The organism is Variovorax sp. R-27 (assembly GCF_049913215.1).
GTDB lineage: Bacteria > Pseudomonadota > Gammaproteobacteria > Burkholderiales > Burkholderiaceae_C > Variovorax.
Genome location: NZ_CP183984.1, coordinates 6,109,751 through 6,131,391, shown reverse-complemented (window position 1 = coordinate 6,131,391; position 21,641 = coordinate 6,109,751). Strand labels below are relative to the sequence as shown.

Sequence of the window (21,641 nt, the reverse complement as noted above, 5' to 3'; positions counted from 1 at the left end):
CGCTCGTTTGCTCGTTTACTGCGTGGCCCAGGATGCGAAGCGCTTCTCGAGCGCCTCGCCCTGGTCGGCCCAGAAGCCGACGTTGAACTGCAGCGCATCCTTGGCGTTGGTCGACGAGGTCGGCAGGTCGGCCAGCACCTTGCTGCTCAGCGAAGTCAGCGCCTTGGTGTTGGTGGGGCCGTAGGCGATGTTCTGGGCATAGACCGCCTGGTTGGCCGGCTGCATCGCGAACTGGATGTACTTCAGCGAGGCTTCCTTGTTCGGCGCGCCCTTCGGGATCACCAGGTAGTCGAGGTCGTAGATGCCGCCCGGCCAGTAGATCTTGAGGTCGCGGCCTTCGCGGTTGGCCGCGTCGATGCGGCCGTTGTAGACGGTGGTCAGCACCACGTCGCCGGCCACCAGGAACTGCGGCGGCTGCGCGCCGGCCTCCCACCACTGGATGTTCGGCTTGAGTTCGGTGAGCTTCTTGAATGCGCGGTCGGCGCCTTCCTTGGTGCCGAGCACCTTGTAGACATCGGCCGGCTTCACGCCGTCGGCCATGAGCGCGAACTCGAGGTTGTAGCGCGCGCCCTTGCGCATGCCGCGCTTGCCGGGGATCTTCTTCACATCCCAGAAATCGGCCCAGCTGCTGGGCGCGGTCTTGAGCTTTTCGCCGTTGTAGGCCATCACGGTCGACCACACGAACAGGCCCACGCCGCAGTCGGTGACGGCGGCCGGCAGGAAGTCTGCCTTGCTGCCGATCTTGGAATAGTCGAGCTTCTCGAACAGGCCCTCGTCGCAGCCGCGTGCTGCGTCAGGCGACTCGACCTCGACCACGTCCCAGGTGACCTTCTTCGTCTCGACCATGGCCTTGATCTTGGCCTGCTCGCCGTTGTATTCGACCGGAATGATCTTGGTGCCGGTCTTCTCGAAGGGCTCGTAGTAGGCCTTCTTCTGCGCATTGGCGTTGGCGCCGCCGAAGTTGACCACGGTGAGCTGCTGCTGGGCAAAGGCCGGCAGTGCGAAGCTGGCGGCGACGGTGCAGGCGAGGAGAGTCTTTTTCATGGTGGAAGTCTTCCTGGGTGATGAAAGCAAAGAAAGGAAACGAGGGAACAACAAGCCGGATTCAGGAGGCATAGATGCGCGCATGCGCCGTCGGAAATTCGAGCACCACCGCTTCGCCGGCCTGCGGCGCGGCGGCACCTTCGAGGCCGTTCAGCGGCAGCTTCACGGTGGCTTCGGCCTGGTCGCCGCCGACGCTGCACAGCAGCCGCAGGTGGTCGCCGAAGTAGATGACGCGCGCCACCTGGGCGGCGAGCATGTTGGCGCGCGGCGCGGGCGGACTGCGGTGCAGCACCACCCGCTCGGGGCGGATGCAGGCCTCGACGGTCGCGCCCGCGGCAGCGCCGCTGACGTTGAGCCCGTGCAGCACGCGGCCATCGGGCAGCTTCATCTCGGCGTGTTCGCCACTGTGGCCCTGTTGGCCCAGCTGGCCCTTCAGCACCGTGTTGTCGCCGACGAAGCCGGCCACGAAGCGGTTGGAAGGCGTCTCGTACAGCCGGTCGACCGTGTCCAGCTGCTGGATCACACCTTCGTTGAACACCGCCACGCGGTCGCTCATGGTGAGCGCCTCGCCCTGGTCGTGCGTCACGTAGACGAAGGTCACGCCCAGCTGGCGGTGCAGGTCCTTGAGCTCGATCTGCATGTGCTCGCGCAGCTGCTTGTCCAGCGCGCCGAGCGGCTCGTCCATCAGCACGAGCTGGGGTTCGAACACCAGCGCGCGCGCCAGCGCCACGCGCTGCTGCTGGCCGCCAGAGAGCTGGCCGGGCAGGCGGTCGGTCATGCCGCGCAGCTGCACCATGTCGAGCGCGCGCTGCACGCGGCGCTGCTGCTCGTCCTTGGGCACCTTGCGCACGGTGAGCGGATAGGCCACGTTCTGGCCCACGCTCAGGTGCGGGAACAGCGCGTAGTTCTGGAAGACCATGCCGAAGTTCCGCTTGTGCGGCGGCGTGCCGGTGATCTGCTTGCCGTCGAGCAGGATCTCGCCCGAGGTCGGTGATTCGAAGCCCGCCAGCATCATCAGCGTGGTGGTCTTGCCCGACCCCGAAGGCCCGAGCAGGCTCAGGAACTCGCCACGGTGAATGTCCAGATCGAGCTGGCGCACCACCAGGTGTTCGCCGTCGTAGGTCTTCTGGACGCGCTGGAAGCGCACCAAGGGTTCTGCTGTCATGGAGGAGGAATTAAGGAAAGGATCTGTCGATCAGCGCAGTGCGGCGAAGCTGTCCGCGAGAAGCGCCAGGCCTTCGTCCACAAGCAAGTCGGATGCCGTGAGCGGCACCAGTACGCGAATTACATTGCCGTAGGTGCCGCATGACAGCAGGATTAACCCGCGCCGCGCCGCCTCCGCGACCACCTTGCGGGTCAGCGCGGCATCGGGGCGCGACGTGTCGCCCTGCTCGAACAGCTCGACGGCCACCATGGCGCCGAGCCCGCGCACGTCGCCGATGGCAGGCACGTCTGCCGCGATGCGGCGCAGGCCGGCCGTGAGCCGCTCGCCCAGCGCCCGGCTGCGCGCCAGCAGTTGCTCGTCGTCGAACACTTTCAGCACCGCGAGCGCCGCGGCGCAGCCGATGGGGCTGCCGGCATAGGTGCCGCCCAGGCCGCCGGGCGCGGGGGCGTCCATTACCTCGGCGCGGCCCACCACGCCGGAGATGGGGAAGCCGCCCGCCATCGACTTGGCGGTGGTGATCAGGTCGGGTGCCACGGGCCACTGCTCGCTGGCGAACCAGGTGCCGGTGCGGCCCGCGCCGGTCTGCACCTCGTCGGCAATGATCAGGATGCCGTGGCGGTCCGCCAGCGCGCGCAGGCCTTCGACGAAGTCGTTGGGCGCCACGTAGAAGCCGCCCTCGCCCTGCACCGGCTCCAGGATGAAGGCCGCCACGCGCTCGGGCTCGATGTCGTTCTTGAACAGCAGCTCGACCGAATGCAGTGCATCGTCCACGCTCACGCCGTGCAGCGCATTCGGGTACAGCGCATGGAACACCTCGCCCGGAAACGGGCCGAAGCCGATCTTGTAGGGAGCCACCTTGCCGGTGAGGCCGAGCGTCATCATCGTGCGGCCGTGGTAGCCGCCGGTGAAGGCAATGACGCCGGGGCGCCGGGTGTGGGCGCGGGCGATCTTGACGGCGTTCTCCACCGCCTCGGCGCCGGTGCTCAGGAAGATCGACTTCTTCGCGAACGCGCCCGGTGCCAGTGCATTCAGGCGCTCGGCCAGCTCCACATAGGGCTCGTAGGCCACCACCTGGAAGCAGGTGTGCGAATAAAGATCTACCTGCGCCTTGACGGCGGCGCTGATCTCCGGGTGGCAGTGGCCGGTGTTGAGCACCGCGATGCCGCCGGCGAAGTCGATGTAGCGGCGGCCCTCGACGTCCCACAGTTCGGCGTTGGCGGCCCGGCTGACGAAGATTTCATGGGCTTGGCCGACGCCGCGGGCGACGGCCGCGTTGCGGCGGGCCATGAGGGCGGCGTTGCTGAGGTGGGGTTCGCGTTGCATGGTACGACCTGTGCTTTGGTGCTGTGAAGAAGGAATCCCGGCACTCTAGGTCGCGCGATTCGATCCAGCCATGTACACCGGAAGTGATCGCCCGGAAGACTGTACTGGTCTTGTATCCTGTACATACTTTCCTCAATATGGTGCAGGCCGGACTGCCGGAGACACCCCCGATGCTCATTCTTCGCCCCGAACAGCCGACGCCGCTGGTAAGCCAGATCGTGGAAGGGCTGCGCGGACTGATAGGCGCCCAGAAGCTCAAGGCCGACAGCAAGCTGCCGTCGATCCGCGCCTTTGCCGCGGCCCACGGCGTCAGTGTCTTCACGGTGGTCGAGGCCTACGACCGGCTGGTGGCGCAGGGCCTGCTGGTCTCGCGCGCCAACGCGGGCTTCTTCGTCAAGCGGCGCAGCGAAGACAGCGCCTCCGGCACCACCAGCGTGCCCCGCCCGGACCCCCGCTTCGACGCCCGCTGGTATCTGCAGCAGATCTTCGAGAACCGCAACCTCCCGCTCAAGCCCGGCTGCGGCTGGCTGCCGCACGACTGGCTGTTCGAGGACGGCATGCGCCGCAGCCTGCGCCACCTGGCCTCCGAAGGCACCGACATCGGCGGCTACGGCCTGCCCTTCGGCCACATGGCGCTGCGCATGGCAACGGCCGAGGCGCTGTCGGAGCAGCAGATCGTGGTCGAGGCCGCGCAAGTCTTGCTGACCCAGGGGTCCAGCCAGGCGCTGGACCTGGTCGCGCGCCGCCTGCTGAAGCCGGGTGATTCGGTGCTGGTGGACGACCCGGGCTATCCGAACCTGATGTTCATGCTGCGCTTCCTGGGCGTGGAGATCATCGGCGTGCCGCGCACTCCGACGGGCTACGACATGCCCGCGCTCGAGGCGCTGCTCGCGGTGCACCGGCCCAAGTCCTTCTTCACCCAGCCCCGGCTGCAGAGCCCGACCTGTTCTATGGCTTCACTGCCGCAACTGGTGCAACTGCTCCAGTTGGCCCAGACGCACGACTTCACGCTGGTAGAGAACGACATCTACGCCGAGATGGACGCATCGATGCGCCCCTCGCTCGCCAGCCTGGGGCAGTTGCGCCGCGTGGTCTACGTGGGTAGCTACTCGAAGACCATCTCGCCGAACATCCGCGTCGGCTACGTCGTTGCCCAGCCGGAACTGCTCGAAGAACTGGCGCAGCTCAAGATGGTTTCGGGCCTCACCTCGTCCGACATCACCGAGCGCCTGGCCTTCGGCACCGTGACCGACGGCCGCTGGCGCAAGCATCTCAAGGCCCTGCGCGACAGGCTCGCGCAGGCGCAAGGCAGCGTCGCGAGGCGGCTGGACGGGCTTGGCTTCGAGCTGTTCCATGAAGCCGCGGCCGGCATGTACCTGTGGGCCCGGCACCCGGACATTGCCGACAGCGCCGAGCTTTCGCGGCGCGCCGCGGCGGAGGGAATCATGCTCGGCCCGGGCCAGCTGTTCCTGGTCAACCCGCATCCCACCGGCTGGCTCCGGTTCAACGTGGCCTTCAGCGAAGACGAGCGGCTGTGGCGCTTTCTTGAGCGCAACATCGAAGAGCACAGGCACGACTGACTGCTGGCACGGCCGGGGCTCGCAAAGGCCAGCAAGCAGGCGCACAATGGCTCGAACCCTTGGCGCAGGCGCATCCTGAATCAGCCATGGTGGAGTGAACATGTGAGGGGATGAAGCGCCGTGCCGGGGGCTACGCAAGGAGCCGCGCCATGACCCGCTTCATCGATGTTCACAGCCTGGTCCGCCTGGTGGACGAGACCGGCATTCCCCAGTTCCTCACCGCGCTGGCCGACGCGCTGCGCGACGACTTCCTGCGGTGGCGCGAGTTCGACAAGAAGGCGCGCGTGGCCAGCCATTCGCACCTGGGCGTGATCGAGCTGATGCCCGTGGCCGACGACGGCGCCTATGCCTTCAAGTACGTCAACGGGCATCCGCACAACACGCAGGTCGGGCTGCCGACAGTCATGGCTTTCGGCGTGCTGGCGGAAGTCGATACGGGCTATCCGGTGCTGCTGTCAGAACTTACGCTCACCACCGCGTTGCGCACGGCTGCTACCTCGGCGATGGCGGCGCAGGCCTTGGCGCGGCCCGATTCGCGCAGCCTCGCGCTGATCGGCAACGGCTCGCAGAGCGAATTCCAGGCGCTGGCCTTCCATGCGCTGCTCGGCATCGAGGAAGTGCGCGTGTTCGACACCGACCCGCACGCCACCGACAAGCTGGTGCGCCACCTGTCGGCCTGCACGTCGCTGGACATCGTGCGCGCGCACTCCGTGGCCGATGCGGTGCGCGGCGCCGACATCGTCACCACCGTTACCGCCTGCCAGGGGCGCGCGACCGTGCTCACGCCCGACATGATCGAGCCGGGCATGCACATCAACGCCGTGGGCGGCGATTCGCCCGGCAAGACCGAGCTGCACCCCGACGTGCTGCGCAAGGCGCGCGTGTTCGTCGAGTACGAGCCGCAGACCCGCGTCGAGGGCGAGATCCAGCAGATGCCCGCCGACTTCCCGGTGCACGAACTGTGGCGCGTGCTGCTCGGCGAAGTGCCCGGCCGCGAGACCCCCGCACAAGTCACGCTGTTCGATTCGGTGGGCTTCGCGCTGGAGGACTACACGGCGCTGCGCTACATCCAGCGCCTTGCCACGGAGCGCGGCATCGGCCAGCAGATCGCGCTGGTGCCCGAGCTCGACGACCCGAAGGACCTGTTCGGCCTCACGGCCTCGGGCCGGCGACGGGCGGTGCTGCGGCGTGCGGCATGATGGGCGGCTTCATCACCGCCGATCCTGCTTTTCTCCATGCTCACCATCTACAACGACCAGCACGTTCTTCACCAGGGCAAAGTCGAGATGTTCCGCGGCGAACTCGTGCCGTGCTTCGAGGTGCCCGCCCGCGTCGATCATGTGAAGCATGAGCTGGAGCGCAGGGGCTTCGGCACGCTGCAGGCACCCGATGCATTCGACGAGGCGCTGCTGGCCAAGGTGCATGCACCGCGCTACCTGGACTTCATCGCGCATGCATGGGACGAGTGGGTCGCGCTGGACCCGACCAACGTCTCGCGTGATGCGCTGCCTTCGTACTGGCCCACGCGCGGCATGCGCACCGACGTGCTGCCGAAGAGCTTTCCGGCGCGCATGGGGCTGTTCTCGTTCGATGCGGGCACGCCGCTGATGGCAGGCAGCTGGGCGGCGGCGCGGCATGGCGCGGCCTGTGCGTGGACCGCGGCGCAGCGCGTCATTGGCGGCGAGCGCGCTGCCTTCTCGCTCTCGCGGCCGCCGGGCCACCATGCCGGCGCCGATTTCTTCGGCGGCTACTGCTTCCTCAACAACGCCGCCGTCGCGGCGCAGGCGCTGCGCGACGCGGGCGTCGAACGCGTGGCCGTGCTCGACGTGGACTACCACCACGGCAACGGCACGCAGGCCATCTTCTATGAGCGCAGCGACGTGCACTTCGCGAGCCTGCACGGCGACCCGCTGACCGACTACCCGTATTACCTGGGCCATGCCGACGAGCGCGGCGCGGGGCAGGGCGAGGGCTTCAACCACAACCTGCCGCTGCCGCGCGGCACGGACTTCGCCGCCTGGCGCGCGGCGCTGAAGACCGCGCTCGACCGCATCGCCGCGGTGAAGGCCGGCGCGCTCGTGGTCTCGCTCGGCGTCGACACCTTCGAGGGCGACCCGATCTCGGGCTTCAAGCTCAAGAGCGACGACTACCTGCGCATGGGCGAAGACCTGGCGCGCGCGGGGCTGCCGACGGTGTTCGTCTTCGAGGGCGGCTATGCGGTGGCTGAAGTGGGGGTGAATGCGGTGAACGTGCTCGAAGGTTTCGGGCAGGCGTAGCCGGCCAGTGCTGCGCTGACGCGCAGGCGACTCGGATGCCGCGAATGGCCCTGTTTTCCCCGGGAAATCAGGGGAGCCCCGATTGCCTTCCCCAACGGGGCGGGGCCCAATCGGCGCTTTCAAAGTCAGGATCCAGTCAGCCATGCTCCGCCGCACCACATTTCTCCGCGCCGCCGTCGCGCTTGCCGCTTGCGGCCTTGTTTCTCCCATGGCGGCGTTCGCGCAGAGCTTTCCCGCCAAGCCCATCAAGCTGGTGATCGCCTTCCCGGCCGGCGGCCCGACCGACATCACCATGCGCCAGCTTGCGGAGAACGCGAGCAAGATCCTCGGCCAGCCGGTGATCATCGACAACAAGCCCGGCGCGGGCGGCACGCTGCCCGCGCAGGCGCTGCAGACCTCGCAGCCCGACGGCTACACCGTCGCGCAGATCCCGCTCGGCGTGTTCCGCCTGGGCTACACCACCAAGATCAACTGGGACCCGCTGAAGGACATCACGTACGTCATCAACGTCACGGGCTACGCCTTCGGCATCGTGGTGCCGGCCAACAGCCCCTTCAAGACCTGGGCCGACTTCGTTGCCTACGCCAAGGCCAACCCCGGCAAGCTCACCTACGGCTCCACCGGCACGCTGACCAGCCCGCACCTGACGACCGAGATCGTCGCGCAGAAGGCTGGCATCGAGCTGCAGCACGTGCCCTACAAGGGCAGCGCCGACCTGATGCTCGCGGTGGTCAGCGGCCAGCTGATGGCTGCCGCCGACAGCACCGGCTTCGCGCCGCAGGTCGAGGCCGGCAAGCTGCGCGTGCTGAACACCTGGGGCGAAAAGCGCCTGGCCAAGTTCCCCGACGCGCCCACGCTGAAGGAGCTGGGCTACGACGTGGTGCAGAACTCGCCCTTCGGCATCGGCGCGCCCAAGGGCACGCCGCCCGAGGTGGTGAAGAAGCTGCACGACGCGTTCAAGCAGGCGATGGAAGAGCCGAGCTACGTGACCGCGCTCGGGCGCTACGACATGCTGCCGAACTACATGAGTTCGGCGACGTACACCAAGTTTGCGCAGGAGACGGTGGTGAGGGAGAAGGTGATCATCGACAAGCTGGGGCTGGCGAAGGAAGTCAAGACGAACTGAGCACGAACAGCTCGTCCACCAGCCGCGCCGCCAACTCCGGCTTCACTGGATCCGCCCCAAACACAAGGCGAAACACGATCGGCGCAATCAGGTGATCGATCACCTGCTGCGGCTCCGGCGCGCGCTCTCCGCGGGCGCGCGCCTGTTCCACCAGCGTCAGTGCTTCCTTGCGGCGGTTGCGCAGGCAGTTGGTGTCCGAATCCCCGTTGGCCAGCGCGGCCGCGGCTTTCAGCAGCGAGGTGTTGCACGGCTTGGCCAGGTGCTCGATGAGTTCGCGTGCCCAGGCTTCGAGGTCGGCCCGAAGTGCGCCGGTGTCTGGCAGTGGGCGGTTCGGGTCCAGCCGGTGGGTGGCCGTCTCCGCCAATAACCCCTGCAGATCGCCCCAGCGCCGGTAGATGCTGGAGGCGCTGACGCCAGCGCGCTCGGCCACTGCCGGCACCGTCACACGCTCCCGCCCTTGTTCGGCCACGAGTTCTTCGAGGGCGGTGCGCACCAGCGCCTGCACCTGCGCGCTGCGGCCACCGGGACGTTTGTGGGGAAGGGCGATGTCGTTCATGGCTGGACTTTAACGCAAAGATATTTGCTTTAGTTGATTCCCAGGTCTAGAATTACAAAAGCAAAAAAAGTTGCGTTAAGGATTCGCCATGCCATCCACCTGCCCCGACCTCGCGGTCAGCACCTCCGACCTCGCCGCCCGCGCCAAGCCCTGGCGCTTGCCGGCACGCGCGGCTTTTCCGTTGCTGGCCGCCGTGCTGTTCGCCTTCTTCTTCGCGGCGGCTGCACCGTCGCCGCTGTTCGTGGTGTTCCAGCACGCCTGGCACTTTTCGTCATCGCTGCTCACGGTGGCTTTTGCGATCTATGCGATTGCGTTGCTGATCTCGCTGCTGGTGGCGGGTTCGCTGTCTGACCACATCGGCCGGCGGCCGGTGGTGCTGGCGGCGCTGGTGCTGCAGGCGGTGGCAATGGGGCTCTTCCTGCTGGCGCACGGCATCGGCGGGCTGATCGTCGCTCGCGTGGTGCAGGGCGTGGCCACGGGCATCGCGAGCGGCGCGCTGAGCGCGGCGGTGGTCGAGGCCGCGCCGGCTTCGCGCAAGCGGCTGGGGGCGCTGATCACGAGCGTGTCTCCGCTGGCCGGCCTGGCGTTGGGCGCATTGCTGACGGGTGTGGCGGTGAAGTTCTCGGTTCAGCCGGTGATGCTGGTTTTCGGCGTGCTGGCCGCGGTGTTTGCGCTGGGTGCGGCGGTGGTGCTGTGGATGCCCGAGACCGTCACGCCGCGCGCCGGTGCGCTGGCCTCGCTGGTGCCGCGCGTGTCGATTCCCGTGCGCGCACGGGCCGAGTTCACGCGCGGGCTGCCGGTGTTCGTCGTGGTGTGGGCGCTCGGCGGGTTGTATCTGTCGCTCGCGCCGTCGTTGATGCTGCATGTTTTCGGCATCGACAACGGCGTGGTCAACGGACTCACGGTGGCGGTGCTCTCCGGTATGGGCGCGATCGCGCCTACCTTGCTTGGCCGCTTCGCTGCACCTCGTCCAGCCATCCTCGGCATGGCCAGCATCGCGGTCGGGCTGGGGCTGCTGCTCGCCTCGCTTGCCACTCGTTCGCTCGCGCTGTTCTTCGTCGGCACCGCGGTGGCGGGCATCGGCTTCGGCGGTGCGTTCTCGGCGCTGGTGCAAACGCTGGCGCCACTGGCGCAATCGCACGAGCGCGGCGAACTGTTCGCGGCGATCTTCGTCGTGAGCTATCTCGCGTTCAGCCTGCCCGCGATGCTGGCGGGCTTCCTGGTGGCGCCGCTGGGGTTGCTGAACACGACGGAAGGCTATGCGGCGGTGCTGCTGCTGATCGCTGCTTTCGGCGTCTGGAGCCAGTGGTCGGTGTTGCACCGTGGCGCGCATTGACGCGCATTGACGCGCAATGGCGCGCAGCTCACACATGTCAAGTGCGGTATCCCTTCGTCAATTAAGCGTTAACCCTATGTAATTCATTCGTCTTCTAACGAAGAAACACTCGGATGCAGTCCTGTGGCGCAAAGGCCCGGACTTCTTAACTGTCGCCCGATACGGAGCGACGAATTCCCCATCCTGGAGTGATACGAATGAAAAAATCCCTGCTTGTTCTGGCCGCCCTCGCGGCTTGTGGTGCCGCGTCGGCGCAATCGACCGTAACGCTGTTCGGCGTGGTCGACGCCGCCTACCGCAACGTATCGAACAAGAGCGAATCGACGAACCCCTTCGGCCCCTTCTACAGCGTGAAGGCCAGCCGCACCGAACTGGCCAATTCGGGCCTGAGCTCCAGCCGCCTCGGCTTCCGCGGCGTGGAAGACCTGGGCGGCGGCCTGTCGGCCAGCTTCTGGCTCGAATCCCCGATCACCAACGACGACGGCGCCACTGGCCTCAGCAACTTCAGCCGCCGCTCGACGGTGAGCCTTGCCGGCAGCTTCGGCGAGATCCGCCTCGGCCGCGACAAGACCGCCACCGTGCTGAACGAAGAGCAGTTCGATCCGTTCGCCGACACCGGCATCGGCGGCTCGCTGATCATCGACGCCAACGAAACCAGCGTGTCGGGCACCGGCTACGGCAGCAACAGCACGTACAAGCGCGCCGGCAACATGGTGCAGTACTTCCTGCCGCGCAACCTGGGCGGCTTCTACGGCAACGTGGGCTACAGCCTGCATGAGCTCACCCGCACCTCGCCGGACTCCGTGGCCGGCGCCGACAAGACCAACACCGGCCGCCACATTGGCGGGCGCGTCGGCTATGCAGCCGGCCCGCTCGACGTGGCCGCCAGCTATGCGCAGAACGACACGAGCTTCACGACCGGCACTGGCGCCGCGGCCGTGGCGCGCCCGGGCAAGATCAAGACCTTCAACCTCGGCGCAACCTACGATTTCGGCGTGGCCAAGCTGTTCGGCGAGTACTCGCGTTCGAAGGACCAGCGGGACCCGCTGAATGTCTTCACCCGTGTGCCGGACGTGGACCTGACCGGCTACCTGATCGGCGTGACCGTGCCGATCGGCCCGGGCCAGATCCGTGCTTCGTACTCGCAGGTCAAGTACGACTTCAACCGCGTGCCGGTTCTCGGCGTCGTGAACGCCCCCGATCCGAAGTCCAACAAGCTCGCGCTGGGCTACGTGCACAACCTGTCGAAGCGCACCGCGCTCTACGGCACGATCGCGCGCGTCAGCAACAAGAACGGCGCGGGGCTCACGGTCGGCGCCGGCCCGTCGTATGTCGCCGCGTACAACCGCGTCGCGCTGCAGCCCAAGTCGTCGATGGGCTACGAGTTCGGCATTCGCCACGCGTTCTGAGCCGGGTAGTCAGTCCTGTCGAGTTTTCTCCAAGGGTCTTCAGACCGATCCTTTTAGCCCGCCTCGTGCGGGCTTTTTTTATTTCCTTGTTGCATTCGTGCCGACAGCACGGCGCGCGCCGCCTCTGCAAAACCCGAGCCGCGCTCGCCCTGCGTCACGTAGCGCGGCAGGTGCTCCAGCTGCGGTACGAAGCGCGCGACGTTCGCCACGCCGATGCTGTGCGCGAAGGTGCGAAACATCAGCTGGTCGTTGGTGGAGTCGCCCACGTAGGCCCAGCGGTCCATTTCGTCGTCGAGCGTGCGGCCCCACAGTTCGCGCACGATCCAGCGCGCGCCTTCGAGCTTGTCGTTGTCGCCGTACCAGCCGTTGATGTGGATGCTGCTCACGGTTGCGTGCATGCCCTCGCCGCGCATCAGCGCTACCACCTGCGCGATGGTGGCGTCGCTGAGTTGCACGAACTCGCTGTGGTCGATGGCGATGTCGGTCTCGCGCCCCGGCGAATCGGTGGCGCGCCCGACGCCCGGAAATTCGCGCTCGATGCGCGCCAGCACGGTCTGCATGCGCGCGAAGTTGGCGGCGCGGGTGGTCGCATCCTGCTGGTAGCGCTTCCAGACCCGGCCGCCGGCCGCGGGCAGCAGCGCCACTGCACCGTTCTCCGCCACGATGGCATCGACGGGCCAGGCGTTGACGAAGGGCAGGCTCCAGCCCACCGGCCGGCCGGTGATTGCCACCACCGACAGCCCCGCGGCCTTGAGATCGCCCAGCGCCTGCAGCGCATCGGGCGTGATCGCGCCTTCGTGGGTCAGCGTGTCGTCGATGTCGGTGAAGACGCCGACGAGCGCGCTGCGTGCTGTCGCCTCCCAGCGGGTCAGCGGCAACAGGTGGTGGGGCGAGGCGGGCAGCGAGGGCATGGCGAGGAATGTTGGGGAGAGTCGGTGATCGTACTTGTGCCTTCTTCGTGTAGCATCCCGCCCCCGCCGCGCCATCGAGGCCGGCGCGGCGCCCTTCATGCCTCACATCCTCGTCGACCACCTCCGCAAGACCTACCGAATCTCCGAGCGCGACCCGGGCGTGATGGGCGCGCTGCGCGGGCTCGTGCAGCGCCGCCATCGCACGGTGGAGGCGCTGTCGGGCGTCTCGTTCTCGCTCGAGCGCGGCGAGTTGCTCGGCTTCATCGGGCCGAACGGCGCGGGCAAGTCGACCACGATCAAGATCCTCTCGGGCATCCTGCGGCCCGACGGCGGGCGCGTGGAAATCGACGGGCGCGACCCGTTTGCAGACCGCGAGCGGCACGTGGCCCGCATCGGCGTGATCTTCGGCCAGCGCACGCAGCTGTGGTGGGACCTGCCCGTGGGCGACGGCTTCGACCTGCTGCGCGACATCTACCGCGTGGACCCGGTGCGCTATCGCCGCACGCGCGACGAGCTGGTCGCGCTGCTGCATCTGGAGCGTGTGCTCGACCAGCCGGTGCGCCAGCTCTCGCTGGGCCAGCGCATGCGCGCAGAAATTGCTGCGGCGCTGTTGCACGAACCCGACATTCTTTTTCTCGACGAGCCGACCATCGGTCTCGATGCGCCGTCGAAACTCGCCGTGCGCGACTTCGTGCGCCGCGCCAACCGCGAGCGCGGCACCACCGTGCTGCTGACCACGCACGACATGCATGACATCGAGGCGCTGGCCCGGCGCGTGATCGTCATCGGCCACGGCCGCGTGCTGGCCGACAGCCCGGTGGAGGCGCTGCGCGCGCAGGTGATGGCCGAGCGCCGGCTGGTGGTCGACTTTGCGCAGGACGCCGAGTTGCCCGTGGAAGTGGCCGGCGCACGCGTGCATTCGCGCGACGGACAGACACTGGTGCTCGACTTCGACCCGGCGCAGACCGCCGCGCCCGCGCTGATCGCGCGCATCGCCGCCGCGCATGCGGTGGAAGACATCCGCCTCGAAGGGCTGGCGATCGAAGCCGTTATCGCGCGCTTCTATGCCATGCATGGAGCGGCCGAGGCATGACGGCGACCAGCCCGCGCGATCTTGCGAGGCCCTACTTCGCGGCCTTCGCGTCGCGCTTCCTGCAGATGCTGCAGTACCGCACCGCCGCGCTCGCCGGCTTCGCCACGCAGTGCTGGTGGGGCGGCATCAAGGTGATGGTGTTCGCGGCCTTCTACGGCCACGCGGCCACCACGGGTGCGAGCAACTCGATGTCGCTCGCGCAGGCCATCACATACACGTGGCTCGCGCAGGGGCTGCTCGTGCTGCTGCCCTGGCTGGGCGATCCGGAAGTGGGGCAGGCGGTGCGGACCGGCGCCGTCGCCTACGACCGGCTGCGGCCCGTCGATGCCTATGCGCTGTGGTTCGCGCGCAGCGTCGGCTGGATCGCCGCGCGCGTGCTGCCGCGCGTGGCGCTGATGGCTGCGTTCGCGATGGTCGTGCTGCCGCTGGCCGGCCTCGGCGAGTGGGCCTGGCAACTGCCGGCGGGCGTGGCGGCGGGACTCGCATTCATGCTGTCGACCGTGCTCGCGCTGCTGCTTTCGACGTCGATGGTGATGCTTCTGAATGTGGCCGCCACCGCCGCGCTCAACGAACGCGGCATCAGCGCGGTGGCCACGCCGGTGGTCATCGTGCTCTCGGGCAACCTGTTGCCGCTAGCGATGCTGCCCGATGGCTGGCAGACCGCGCTGCTGATCCAGCCGCTGGCCGGTTTGATGGACATTCCGGCTCGCCTGTACTTCGGGCAGCTGCAGGGGTGGCAGGCCGTCGGCGGCTTGGGGCTGCAGGCTTTCTGGATCGCGGTGCTCGTGGCCTTCGGCCATTTCGCCATGGGCCGCACCATGCGCGGCCTGCAGGTGCAGGGCGGGTGAACGCGATGGGATCGCTTCCGCTTTTCTTCCGCTTGGTCGGCGCCTCCCTCGGCGGACAGGCGCGCTATCCGGCCTCGGCGCTGATGCTGACCGTCGGCCAGTTCCTCGGCTCCGGCATCGAGGTGGTCGCCGTCTGGGCGCTGTTCCATCGCTTCGGCGACGTGCAGGGCTGGCACATCGGCGAGGTGGCGCTGTTCTACGGGCTGGTGAACTGCATGTTCGCGCTCGCCGATGCGCTGGGCCGCGGCTTCGACGTGCTCGGCACGGAGTTCCTGCGCACAGGTGCCTTCGACCGCCTGCTGCTGCGCCCGCGTTCGCTCGCGCTGCAACTGATGGGCAACGACTTCCGCATCAGCCGCGCAGGGCGCTTGCTGCAGGGTGTGGCGGTGATCGTGTTCGCCACGCATCAGGCGGCCATCGCATGGACTCCAGCCACGGTGGCGATCGCCCTGTTCGCCGTTGCCGGCGGCGTCGCACTGTTCCTCGGCATCCTGGTGCTGCAGGGCACGCTGTCGTTCTGGACCGTCGAGAGCCTGGAGATCGCCAATGTGCTGACTTACGGCGGCGTGCAGGCGGCGCAGTATCCGTTGGCGCTGTATGCGCAGTGGTTCCGCCGCGTGCTGACCTTCATCGTGCCGCTGGCCTGCGTGGCTTATTACCCGGTGCTGGCAATTCTGGGCAAGGCCGATCCGCTGGGGGCGCCCGGGTGGGTGGGCATGGTGTCGCCGCTCGCGGGATTCGTGTTTCTCGCGGCGGCGTTCGGGGCGTGGCGCTTCGGGTTGCGCCACTACGCTTCGACCGGCAGCTAGCGTGCCATCAACCGGCGCTCTGCAGCGCCAACCCCGCATGCTCCCGCAGCGGATGAAAGTGGATCTTCGGAAATCGCTCCTGCGCCAGCCGCACGTCGTACGGCGAGGTGCACAGGAAGGCCAGCGTATCAGCCGCGTCCTTGGCCATGCGCACCGGGTACGCGTTGACGAACTCGCGCAGCTCGGCCGGGGTGTCGGCCGTGATCCAGCGCGCACCGGTGTACTGGCAACCTTCGAGCCGCACGTCGGCGTCGTACTCGGCCTTCAGGCGGTGCTGCACCACTTCGAACTGCAGTTGGCCGACCGCGCCCAGCAGCATCGGGCCGCCGACCTCGGGGCGGAACACCTGGATCGCACCTTCCTCGCCGAGCTGGGCCAGGCCCTGCTGCAGCTGCTTGGTGCGCAGCGGGTTCTTCAGGATTACGGTCATGAACAGCTCGGGCGCGAAGAACGGCAGCCCGGTGAACTGCAGGCTCGCGCCGTCGGTGATGGTGTCGCCCAGCTGCACGCCGCCGTGGGTGGTAAAGCCCACGATGTCGCCCGCGTAGGCCTCTTCCACCGCCTCGCGGCGCTGGCTCATGAAGGTCACCACGCTGGTGGGGCGCAGTTCCTTCGAGGTGCGCTGCACCTTGAGCTTCATGCCCGGCGTGTACTTGCCCGAGGCCATGCGCACGAAGGCGATGCGGTCGCGGTGGTTGGCGTCCATGTTGGCCTGCACCTTGAAGACCACGCCCGCGAAGTCCTTGTCCTCGGGCTGGATCTCCTTCACCACCGGCTGGCGGTTGACCATGGTGGTGCTGGTGCGCGACTGCGGCGAAGGCGCAAGGTCGACCAGCGCGTCGAGCACTTCCATCACGCCGAAGTTGTTCACGCCGGAGCCGAAGAACACGGGTGTCTGCTTGCCGGCCAGGAAGGCTTCGCGGTCCCAGGTGGGCGATGCGCCGGTGGCCAGCTCCATGCTGTCCATGGCGGTCTCGAAGTCGGCGCCGAAGCGCTTGGTGAGCGTGTCGCGCTCGCTCAGCGGGATGGTCTCGAAGTCCTGCGGCAGACGTTCGCTGCCCGACTCGAACACCGTCATCGCCTGCGTGCGCAGGTTCATGATCCCTCGGAAGGTCTTGCCCTGGCCCACGGGCCAGGTCATGGGCACGCAGGGCATGCCGAGCTCGCGCTCCACCTCGTCGAGGATGTCCAGCGGCTCGCGCACTTCGCGGTCCATCTTGTTGACGAAAGTGATGATGGGCGTGTCGCGCTGGCGGCAGACTTCGATCAGCCGCCGCGTCTGCGCTTCCACGCCGTTGGCCGCGTCGATCACCATCAGGGCCGAGTCGACGGCGGTGAGCACGCGGTACGTGTCTTCCGAGAAGTCCTTGTGGCCGGGCGTGTCGAGCAGGTTGATGACGTGGTCGCGATACAGCATCTGCATGACCGACGAGGCCACCGAGATGCCGCGCTGCTTTTCGATTTCCATCCAGTCGGAGGTGGCATGGCGCGAGGCCTTGCGCGCCTTCACCGAGCCGGCGATCTGGATCGCGCCAGAGAAAAGCAGCAGCTTTTCGGTCAGCGTGGTCTTGCCGGCGTCAGGGTGGGAAATGATCGCGAAGGTGCGGCGGCGGCGGGTTTCGGCAACAAAAGACAAGGTGGGCAATCTGCGGGGGAATGCCGCGATTTTAGAAGGGCGGCGGTTTGCGCCCCGTCCGGCCCTGGCAAAGCACCCCCGCAGACGCCTGCTTCTTTCAGGCTCCGAGCGCTTCGTTCATCCCATAAGCCCGCATCTGCGCCTCGAACCGCGCCACGTCGTGGCTCAGCACCACGAGGTCGTGCGTCACGCCCTGCCAGTCCTTCACGTGCTTGCTCAGTAGCGCCTCGGGGCGGAAGCCCAGGGCCTGGAAGACGGCGATGGCGCTGCGCTGGTCGACGGTCATGCGGGCGACGAGTTTTTCCGCTCCGCGCTCGATGGCCAGCGAGCAGGCCTCGCGCGCGAGCCGCTGGCCCAGGCCGCTGCCGCGCTGCTCGGGCGCGGCCAGCACGCGCAGTTCGGCGACGTGACTGGACCACGAGTGCGGATCGCGGATCACCGCGGCGCAGCCAAGTACCGCGGCTTCGCGCACCGCGAGCACGCTGTCGATGTCGCCGCGCTCGATGGCACGCACCCAGGCGTTCATCACCTTGGGCTGGGTGATGTCGCGCGGCAAAAAGAGCAGGTCGTGCGCGGGCAGGGCCTGTGCGAAGGCCAGCACGGCGGGCGCGTCGTCCGCGGTCATCAGGCGCAGGACGATGTTGCCTTCGCTGCTCGTCACGGTGCGCGGATAGGTCCGCGAAAAGGAATCGGAAACGGCGGTGATGGTCATGTCGATCGCACTCCAAGCCATTCGTCGAGTTTGGGCCACAGCCTGCGCACTGCGTTGGGGCCGGCGGCAAGGCTGACGTGGCCGCCCTTGAGCACCACTTCTTCCTTGTCGGCCGAGCCGATGCCGGCAATCAGCGGCTGCCCCGCTTCATACGGAACGATGTGGTCGTGCTGCGCAAGTGCGTGCAGCACCGGCACCTTGATGTTCTTCAGCAGCACCTTGCGCCCGCCGAGCGTCAGTTCGCCCTTGTGCAGCTTGTTGCCCCACATGAGCTCCTTCACGGTCTGGCGGAAATACTCGCCGGCCAGCGGAAGCATCTCGGTGCCCCAGCGGTCGAACATGCGGTACGACTTGACGAACTCGTCGTTGTCCATGTTGTCCCACAGCTGCACCACGCCTGCGCTGCGGCCCGCCGGGCGCAGCATGTCGAAGGAGGCGAACAGCATCTCGGGCGGCACGTTGCCCACGGTGTCGACCAGCCGGTCGACGTCGAAGTAGCGCTTGTCCGACCACGCATGGAACATCTTCATGTGGCTGAAGTCGATCGGCGTGGTGAAGAGCGCAAGGTTCTTCATTGGCCCGCCGGGGTGCAGCGCCGCATAGAGCGTGGAGAGTACGCCGCCCATGCAGTAACCGATGAGTGTGACGTCTTCCTCGCCCGAGCGTTCCTGCACGCGCCGCAGCGAATCGGGGATGAAGTCGAGCACGTAGTCTTCGATGCGCAGGCGCTTCTCGTCGGGGCGCGGCGCGTTCCAGTCCATCATGTAGACGTCATAGCCCTGCAGCAGCAGGTGCTCGACCATGCTCTGGCCTGGCGCAAGGTCGAGGATGTAGCCGCGGTTGGTGGTTGCCATGACGATCAGCACCGGCACGCGGTAGATCTCGTCGACCATCGGGCGGTAGTGGTACAGGCTCAGCGTGCCACGCCGGTGGATCTCGTCCTTCGGCGTCTGGCCGACGGTGGGCGTGGCCGAGGTGAGGAAGTCCAGGCCCTTGATGTTGCGCTGGATCGCGCGCTCGATCTCAGCGCCGATGTCGGGCAGGGCGAAGGCATCGAGGGCGGTGGTCATGCCGGGCGCTTTCCTGCTGGCTTGCGCGTGCGGGCCGGCTTCGCTGTTGCGGCCGGCGGCGGGCTCGGCGGCTGGCGCGTGCGGCGCGGCTTCGGTTCAGCGGCTTGCGCAGTCGGCGCGGGGCCGGAGCCGCCTTCCACCGCACGGGCGATGCGCGCAAGGTGGTCGTCGATGCGCTGCAGTTGCTCGCCCAGCACCTGGAGGTCGGCGCGCGTGGGCAGGTTCAGCAGCGTCAGGTAGCGCGCCATCAGATCGCCCAGCGCCTTCTGCGCGGTGAGCGAGGCGTTCATGCCGCCGTGCATGCCCTGGCGGAAAGGGTCGGAGGCCATGGCTTCGTTGGCGAACTCGTTGGTGCTCTTTTCCCACTGGGCGGTGAGCTCGCGCCACATCGCCATCGGGTCGAGCGGGGAGAACTGGTTCATGGCAGGTGCTCCCTTGTCTGTCGTTCTTGTCTCAGGTGTTCGGGTGCCGCGCCGTGTGCGCCGTGTGCGCGGCAATGGCGTCGACGATCTGCGGCCACATCGGAATGGGCAGCGCGTGGCCCATGCGCGGAATGCGCAGCAGCTGCGCGCCCGGGATGGCATCGGCCACGTCGACCCCGCAGGCCACCGGCACCAGCGGGTCGGCGTCGCCGTGGATCACCAGCGTTGGCACGCGCACGTCGCGCAGCGCGGGCTTGCGGTTGCCCGAGGCCAGGATGGCCGCGAGCTGCCGTGCCACGCCGGCCGGGTTGAGGCCGCGCAGGAACACGAGCTGGGCCTTTTCGGCGTCGCGCGCCTCGTCGAGCGGAAAGTCAAACGGGCCGCGCAGCACGCGCCACACCCTGGCGTAGTGCGGCAGGTAGGCCTCGAAGGTCGTCGGCGAAGGCGTGAACAGCACGGCCATCGCCTCGGGCGTGGGCGGCGGCAGGCCCGGAGCGCCGGTGGTCGACATGATGCTGGTGAACGACAGCATGCGGTGCGGGTGGTGGATGCACAGCTCCTGCCCGATGGCGCCGCCCATCGAGGCGCCCACGATGTGGGCACGCGCGATGCCCAGCGCGTCGAGCAGCCCGACGCAGTCGGCGGCCATGTCGCGCAGGTTGTAGGGCGTTCGCAGCGGCTGGCCCGCCATCGCCTGCGCCATCAGTGCCTGGATGTCGGGCACGCCGAGGTGCGAGAGATGCGTCGAATGGCCGATGTCGCGGTTGTCGAAGCGGATCACGCGGTGCCCGCCGGCTTCGGCGAGCCGGGCGCAGAACGCGTCGTCCCAGGCCACCATCTGCGCGCCGAGGCCCATGACCAGCAGCAGCGGCGGTGCACCGGCGTCGCCGAAGCTGTCCCAGGCGAGCTCGATGCCGTTGGCGCGCGTGCGCTGCTCGACGCGGGGCGGGACTGCGGTCATGGCTGCGGCCCGGCTTACTTGCGCTGCAGCAGCTTCGTCACTTCGTCCACGTTGGCCTGGATGCGCTGGCGCACCACGTCGAAGGCGTCGGCCTGCGACTTGGCGGCGAGGTTGGCCAGTTCCTTGATGTCGTCGATGGCGCGCTGGAAAGACTGGCGGCCGAGTTCGTCGAGCTTGGCCAGGTTTTCCTTCGGGTCCTTGCCCGGCATTGCCTTGGCGGCGGTCTGCCATTCGGCAATCGCGCTCTTGATCATTTCGGTCTGCCGCTGCACGACGGTCTGCAGGCCCTGGTAGGACTTCTCGTTGGCCTGCATCAGCGCCGCCAGGTCCTTGCGGCCGCTCTCCAGCAGCTTGCCGGCACCGCCGGTCAGGTTGAGGTTCTGCAGCTTGTCGGCCATGCCCTTCAGCGGATTGAGCATGTCCGCGGCGGTCGGCATCGCCGTCTTCGCGCTGGCGGTGCTGCTGCTGGCGGTGGTCTTCTTGGCGGCGGCTTTCTTGGCAGTGGCCATGGTGCGGAATCTCCTGTGACGGTGAACGGTTGGATGGCAGGGACCAGCCTGGCGGCAAAAGTCCCTCGCCACGATACGCCGCACAGATGCACCGGAGGTTGCCGCAGCGACAAAAATGCCTGCGGGATTTCCCTTGGGTGCCGGGCTTCTTCTTACATCGGCGGCGCGAAGCCGTTGCGGCCGGCCGTGACGCGCAATGCCGTGGGCGTGCCGTTCTTCTCCTGCGCATTGACCAGCACGTGGGCGCCGGGCACCAGCAGCGCGTCGGTGCCGGGGCGGAAGGTGACCACGGGCACATCGGGCGGCACGATGACGGTCTTCTCGCCACCCTTGTAGGTCAGCTGCAGCTGCTGGCCGCCGCGCACCGACTTCGGCGCCGCGGCCAGGTCGGCGACCGTGGCGTTGGTCATGGTGCTCTGGGGCAGCAGGTCCCATGGGCGGTGGCCTTCGCCCGTGCCGCGCGCGGCCTCGGGGAACACCACCACTTCGAGCGCCTTCTGCGTACCGTCGGCCTGCGGCATGGCGGCGGTGCCGATGAAGCTGCCGCGCTTGATGTCGGACAGCTTGATGCGGTAGACCTCGGACACGGCCATCTCGGCCGGGCGTGCGAGCGAGACGACCTCGCCGCCGCGGTCCTGCACGACGAGGGTGTTGGCATCGACGCGCACGATGGTGCCGCGGATGCGTACGGTGTCGGGGCTTTGCGCCGATGCGGTGACCGGCAGCACGGCGGCGGTCAGGCAAAGGGCGGTGGCGGTGGTGGCGAGCAGGGCTTTGGACGCGCTGGACAGGGAAATCGGCATGGTGGCTTTCGGGGGCGATGGGAGTCCGGCCAATGTACGTCGCGGCGGCGAA

Annotated in this window: 21 protein-coding genes; 9 read left to right on the top strand and 12 right to left on the bottom strand. The window is 67.8% G+C overall.

Annotation, left to right across the window (positions count from 1 at the left end; translation table 11 throughout):
• Window positions 1–15: 15 nt before the first annotated feature.
• From ACN9MV_RS28780 to gabT, 3 genes are all read right to left on the bottom strand, one after another.
• Window positions 16–1,044 carry an ABC transporter substrate-binding protein gene (locus ACN9MV_RS28780; RefSeq protein WP_093056723.1) on the bottom strand — a complete coding sequence of 343 codons (1,029 nt, stop codon included), beginning with the start codon at window positions 1,042–1,044 and terminating at the stop codon, window positions 16–18.
• 61 nt (window positions 1,045–1,105) lie between these two features.
• A complete protein-coding gene (locus ACN9MV_RS28775; protein ID WP_097197911.1) occupies window positions 1,106–2,209 on the bottom strand; it encodes an ABC transporter ATP-binding protein in 1,104 nt (367 codons plus the stop codon).
• Between the two features lie 30 nt (window positions 2,210–2,239).
• Window positions 2,240–3,532 (bottom strand): 4-aminobutyrate--2-oxoglutarate transaminase, encoded by a 1,293-nt coding sequence (gene gabT / locus ACN9MV_RS28770; RefSeq protein ID WP_093056721.1) that lies wholly within the window; start codon window positions 3,530–3,532, stop codon window positions 2,240–2,242.
• A 170-nt stretch (window positions 3,533–3,702) separates the two neighbouring features.
• Between gabT and ACN9MV_RS28765 the strand changes: the two genes are divergently transcribed.
• The 4 genes from ACN9MV_RS28765 (at window position 3,703) to ACN9MV_RS28750 (ending at window position 8,514) form a co-directional block, all read left to right on the top strand.
• Window positions 3,703–5,112: a PLP-dependent aminotransferase family protein gene (locus ACN9MV_RS28765; RefSeq protein ID WP_426390523.1), complete on the top strand. Its 1,410-nt coding sequence runs from the start codon at window positions 3,703–3,705 to the stop codon at window positions 5,110–5,112.
• Window positions 5,113–5,261: 149 nt separating this feature from the next.
• On the top strand, window positions 5,262–6,311 hold the full coding sequence (locus ACN9MV_RS28760) for an ornithine cyclodeaminase (protein ID WP_093056783.1): 1,050 nt from the start codon (window positions 5,262–5,264) through the stop codon (window positions 6,309–6,311).
• 36 nt (window positions 6,312–6,347) lie between these two features.
• On the top strand, window positions 6,348–7,388 hold the full coding sequence (locus tag ACN9MV_RS28755; RefSeq protein ID WP_176928824.1) for a histone deacetylase family protein: 1,041 nt from the start codon (window positions 6,348–6,350) through the stop codon (window positions 7,386–7,388).
• Between the two features lie 142 nt (window positions 7,389–7,530).
• Window positions 7,531–8,514 carry a Bug family tripartite tricarboxylate transporter substrate binding protein gene (locus ACN9MV_RS28750; protein WP_093056719.1) on the top strand — a complete coding sequence of 328 codons (984 nt, stop codon included), beginning with the start codon at window positions 7,531–7,533 and terminating at the stop codon, window positions 8,512–8,514.
• Here the strand turns inward: ACN9MV_RS28750 and ACN9MV_RS28745 are convergent.
• Window positions 8,501–9,070, bottom strand: a complete 570-nt coding sequence (locus ACN9MV_RS28745) for a TetR/AcrR family transcriptional regulator (RefSeq protein ID WP_426390522.1) — start codon at window positions 9,068–9,070, stop codon at window positions 8,501–8,503. The genes ACN9MV_RS28750 and ACN9MV_RS28745 overlap by 14 nt on opposite strands.
• Window positions 9,071–9,158: 88 nt before the next feature.
• Between ACN9MV_RS28745 and ACN9MV_RS28740 the strand changes: the two genes are divergently transcribed.
• Both ACN9MV_RS28740 and ACN9MV_RS28735 read left to right on the top strand, forming a co-directional pair.
• Window positions 9,159–10,406, top strand: a complete 1,248-nt coding sequence (locus ACN9MV_RS28740) for an MFS transporter (protein ID WP_426390521.1) — start codon at window positions 9,159–9,161, stop codon at window positions 10,404–10,406.
• A 197-nt stretch (window positions 10,407–10,603) separates the two neighbouring features.
• Window positions 10,604–11,815 carry a porin gene (locus ACN9MV_RS28735; RefSeq protein ID WP_426390520.1) on the top strand — a complete coding sequence of 404 codons (1,212 nt, stop codon included), beginning with the start codon at window positions 10,604–10,606 and terminating at the stop codon, window positions 11,813–11,815.
• Window positions 11,816–11,868: 53 nt separating this feature from the next.
• Here the strand turns inward: ACN9MV_RS28735 and ACN9MV_RS28730 are convergent, their stop codons facing one another.
• On the bottom strand, window positions 11,869–12,726 hold the full coding sequence (locus ACN9MV_RS28730) for an HAD-IIB family hydrolase (RefSeq protein WP_426390519.1): 858 nt from the start codon (window positions 12,724–12,726) through the stop codon (window positions 11,869–11,871).
• A 97-nt stretch (window positions 12,727–12,823) separates the two neighbouring features.
• On the opposite strand from ACN9MV_RS28730, the gene ACN9MV_RS28725 reads away from it, so the two are divergent.
• From ACN9MV_RS28725 to ACN9MV_RS28715, 3 genes are read left to right on the top strand one after another with little or no spacing between them, the layout of a single operon-like run.
• On the top strand, window positions 12,824–13,819 hold the full coding sequence (locus tag ACN9MV_RS28725) for an ABC transporter ATP-binding protein (RefSeq protein ID WP_426390518.1): 996 nt from the start codon (window positions 12,824–12,826) through the stop codon (window positions 13,817–13,819).
• Complete coding sequence (locus ACN9MV_RS28720; protein ID WP_426390517.1) at window positions 13,816–14,667, top strand: ABC transporter permease; 852 nt, start codon at window positions 13,816–13,818, stop codon at window positions 14,665–14,667. Before ACN9MV_RS28725 ends, ACN9MV_RS28720 begins: the two co-directional genes overlap by 4 nt.
• Window positions 14,668–14,672: 5 nt before the next feature.
• On the top strand, window positions 14,673–15,476 hold the full coding sequence (locus ACN9MV_RS28715; protein WP_426390516.1) for an ABC transporter permease: 804 nt from the start codon (window positions 14,673–14,675) through the stop codon (window positions 15,474–15,476).
• Between the two features lie 7 nt (window positions 15,477–15,483).
• Here the strand turns inward: ACN9MV_RS28715 and ACN9MV_RS28710 are convergent, their stop codons facing one another.
• The 7 genes from ACN9MV_RS28710 to ACN9MV_RS28680 all read right to left on the bottom strand — a co-directional run bounded on the left by ACN9MV_RS28710 (window position 15,484) and on the right by ACN9MV_RS28680 (window position 21,589).
• Entirely contained in the window at window positions 15,484–17,112 is a 1,629-nt protein-coding gene (locus ACN9MV_RS28710; protein WP_093056711.1) for a peptide chain release factor 3, read from the bottom strand.
• A 97-nt stretch (window positions 17,113–17,209) separates the two neighbouring features.
• On the bottom strand, window positions 17,210–17,824 hold the full coding sequence (locus tag ACN9MV_RS28705) for a GNAT family N-acetyltransferase (protein ID WP_426390515.1): 615 nt from the start codon (window positions 17,822–17,824) through the stop codon (window positions 17,210–17,212).
• Complete coding sequence (locus ACN9MV_RS28700) at window positions 17,821–18,894, bottom strand: alpha/beta fold hydrolase (protein ID WP_426390514.1); 1,074 nt, start codon at window positions 18,892–18,894, stop codon at window positions 17,821–17,823. The genes ACN9MV_RS28705 and ACN9MV_RS28700 overlap by 4 nt, the downstream gene beginning before the upstream one ends.
• The gene (locus ACN9MV_RS28695) at window positions 18,891–19,316 is read right to left on the bottom strand and encodes a hypothetical protein (protein ID WP_426390513.1); all 426 of its coding nucleotides are present in this window, start codon (window positions 19,314–19,316) and stop codon (window positions 18,891–18,893) included. The genes ACN9MV_RS28700 and ACN9MV_RS28695 overlap by 4 nt, the downstream gene beginning before the upstream one ends.
• Window positions 19,317–19,347: 31 nt before the next feature.
• Window positions 19,348–20,277, bottom strand: coding sequence for an alpha/beta fold hydrolase (locus tag ACN9MV_RS28690; RefSeq protein ID WP_426390512.1), 930 nt, complete (start codon window positions 20,275–20,277; stop codon window positions 19,348–19,350).
• A 14-nt stretch (window positions 20,278–20,291) separates the two neighbouring features.
• A complete protein-coding gene (gene phaP / locus ACN9MV_RS28685) occupies window positions 20,292–20,786 on the bottom strand; it encodes a TIGR01841 family phasin (protein WP_093056706.1) in 495 nt (164 codons plus the stop codon).
• Window positions 20,787–20,938: 152 nt separating this feature from the next.
• Window positions 20,939–21,589, bottom strand: coding sequence for a hypothetical protein (locus tag ACN9MV_RS28680; RefSeq protein ID WP_426390511.1), 651 nt, complete (start codon window positions 21,587–21,589; stop codon window positions 20,939–20,941).
• Between the last annotated feature and the right edge of the window lie 52 nt (window positions 21,590–21,641).

Bases quoted from the DNA above. Each gene is read 5' to 3' on its own strand.
- ACN9MV_RS28780 (WP_093056723.1), bottom strand. From the start codon at position 1,044: ATGAAAAAGACTCTCCTCGCCTGCACCGTCGCCGCCAGCTTCGCACTG.
- ACN9MV_RS28775 (WP_097197911.1), bottom strand. From the start codon at position 2,209: ATGACAGCAGAACCCTTGGTGCGCTTCCAGCGCGTCCAGAAGACCTAC.
- gabT (WP_093056721.1), bottom strand. From the start codon at position 3,532: ATGCAACGCGAACCCCACCTCAGCAACGCCGCCCTCATGGCCCGCCGC.
- ACN9MV_RS28765 (WP_426390523.1), top strand. From the start codon at position 3,703: ATGCTCATTCTTCGCCCCGAACAGCCGACGCCGCTGGTAAGCCAGATC.
- ACN9MV_RS28760 (WP_093056783.1), top strand. From the start codon at position 5,262: ATGACCCGCTTCATCGATGTTCACAGCCTGGTCCGCCTGGTGGACGAG.
- ACN9MV_RS28755 (WP_176928824.1), top strand. From the start codon at position 6,348: ATGCTCACCATCTACAACGACCAGCACGTTCTTCACCAGGGCAAAGTC.
- ACN9MV_RS28750 (WP_093056719.1), top strand. From the start codon at position 7,531: ATGCTCCGCCGCACCACATTTCTCCGCGCCGCCGTCGCGCTTGCCGCT.
- ACN9MV_RS28745 (WP_426390522.1), bottom strand. From the start codon at position 9,070: ATGAACGACATCGCCCTTCCCCACAAACGTCCCGGTGGCCGCAGCGCG.
- ACN9MV_RS28740 (WP_426390521.1), top strand. From the start codon at position 9,159: ATGCCATCCACCTGCCCCGACCTCGCGGTCAGCACCTCCGACCTCGCC.
- ACN9MV_RS28735 (WP_426390520.1), top strand. From the start codon at position 10,604: ATGAAAAAATCCCTGCTTGTTCTGGCCGCCCTCGCGGCTTGTGGTGCC.
- ACN9MV_RS28730 (WP_426390519.1), bottom strand. From the start codon at position 12,726: ATGCCCTCGCTGCCCGCCTCGCCCCACCACCTGTTGCCGCTGACCCGC.
- ACN9MV_RS28725 (WP_426390518.1), top strand. From the start codon at position 12,824: ATGCCTCACATCCTCGTCGACCACCTCCGCAAGACCTACCGAATCTCC.
- ACN9MV_RS28720 (WP_426390517.1), top strand. From the start codon at position 13,816: ATGACGGCGACCAGCCCGCGCGATCTTGCGAGGCCCTACTTCGCGGCC.
- ACN9MV_RS28715 (WP_426390516.1), top strand. From the start codon at position 14,673: ATGGGATCGCTTCCGCTTTTCTTCCGCTTGGTCGGCGCCTCCCTCGGC.
- ACN9MV_RS28705 (WP_426390515.1), bottom strand. From the start codon at position 17,824: ATGACCATCACCGCCGTTTCCGATTCCTTTTCGCGGACCTATCCGCGC.
- ACN9MV_RS28700 (WP_426390514.1), bottom strand. From the start codon at position 18,894: ATGACCACCGCCCTCGATGCCTTCGCCCTGCCCGACATCGGCGCTGAG.
- ACN9MV_RS28695 (WP_426390513.1), bottom strand. From the start codon at position 19,316: ATGAACCAGTTCTCCCCGCTCGACCCGATGGCGATGTGGCGCGAGCTC.
- ACN9MV_RS28690 (WP_426390512.1), bottom strand. From the start codon at position 20,277: ATGACCGCAGTCCCGCCCCGCGTCGAGCAGCGCACGCGCGCCAACGGC.
- phaP (WP_093056706.1), bottom strand. From the start codon at position 20,786: ATGGCCACTGCCAAGAAAGCCGCCGCCAAGAAGACCACCGCCAGCAGC.
- ACN9MV_RS28680 (WP_426390511.1), bottom strand. From the start codon at position 21,589: ATGCCGATTTCCCTGTCCAGCGCGTCCAAAGCCCTGCTCGCCACCACC.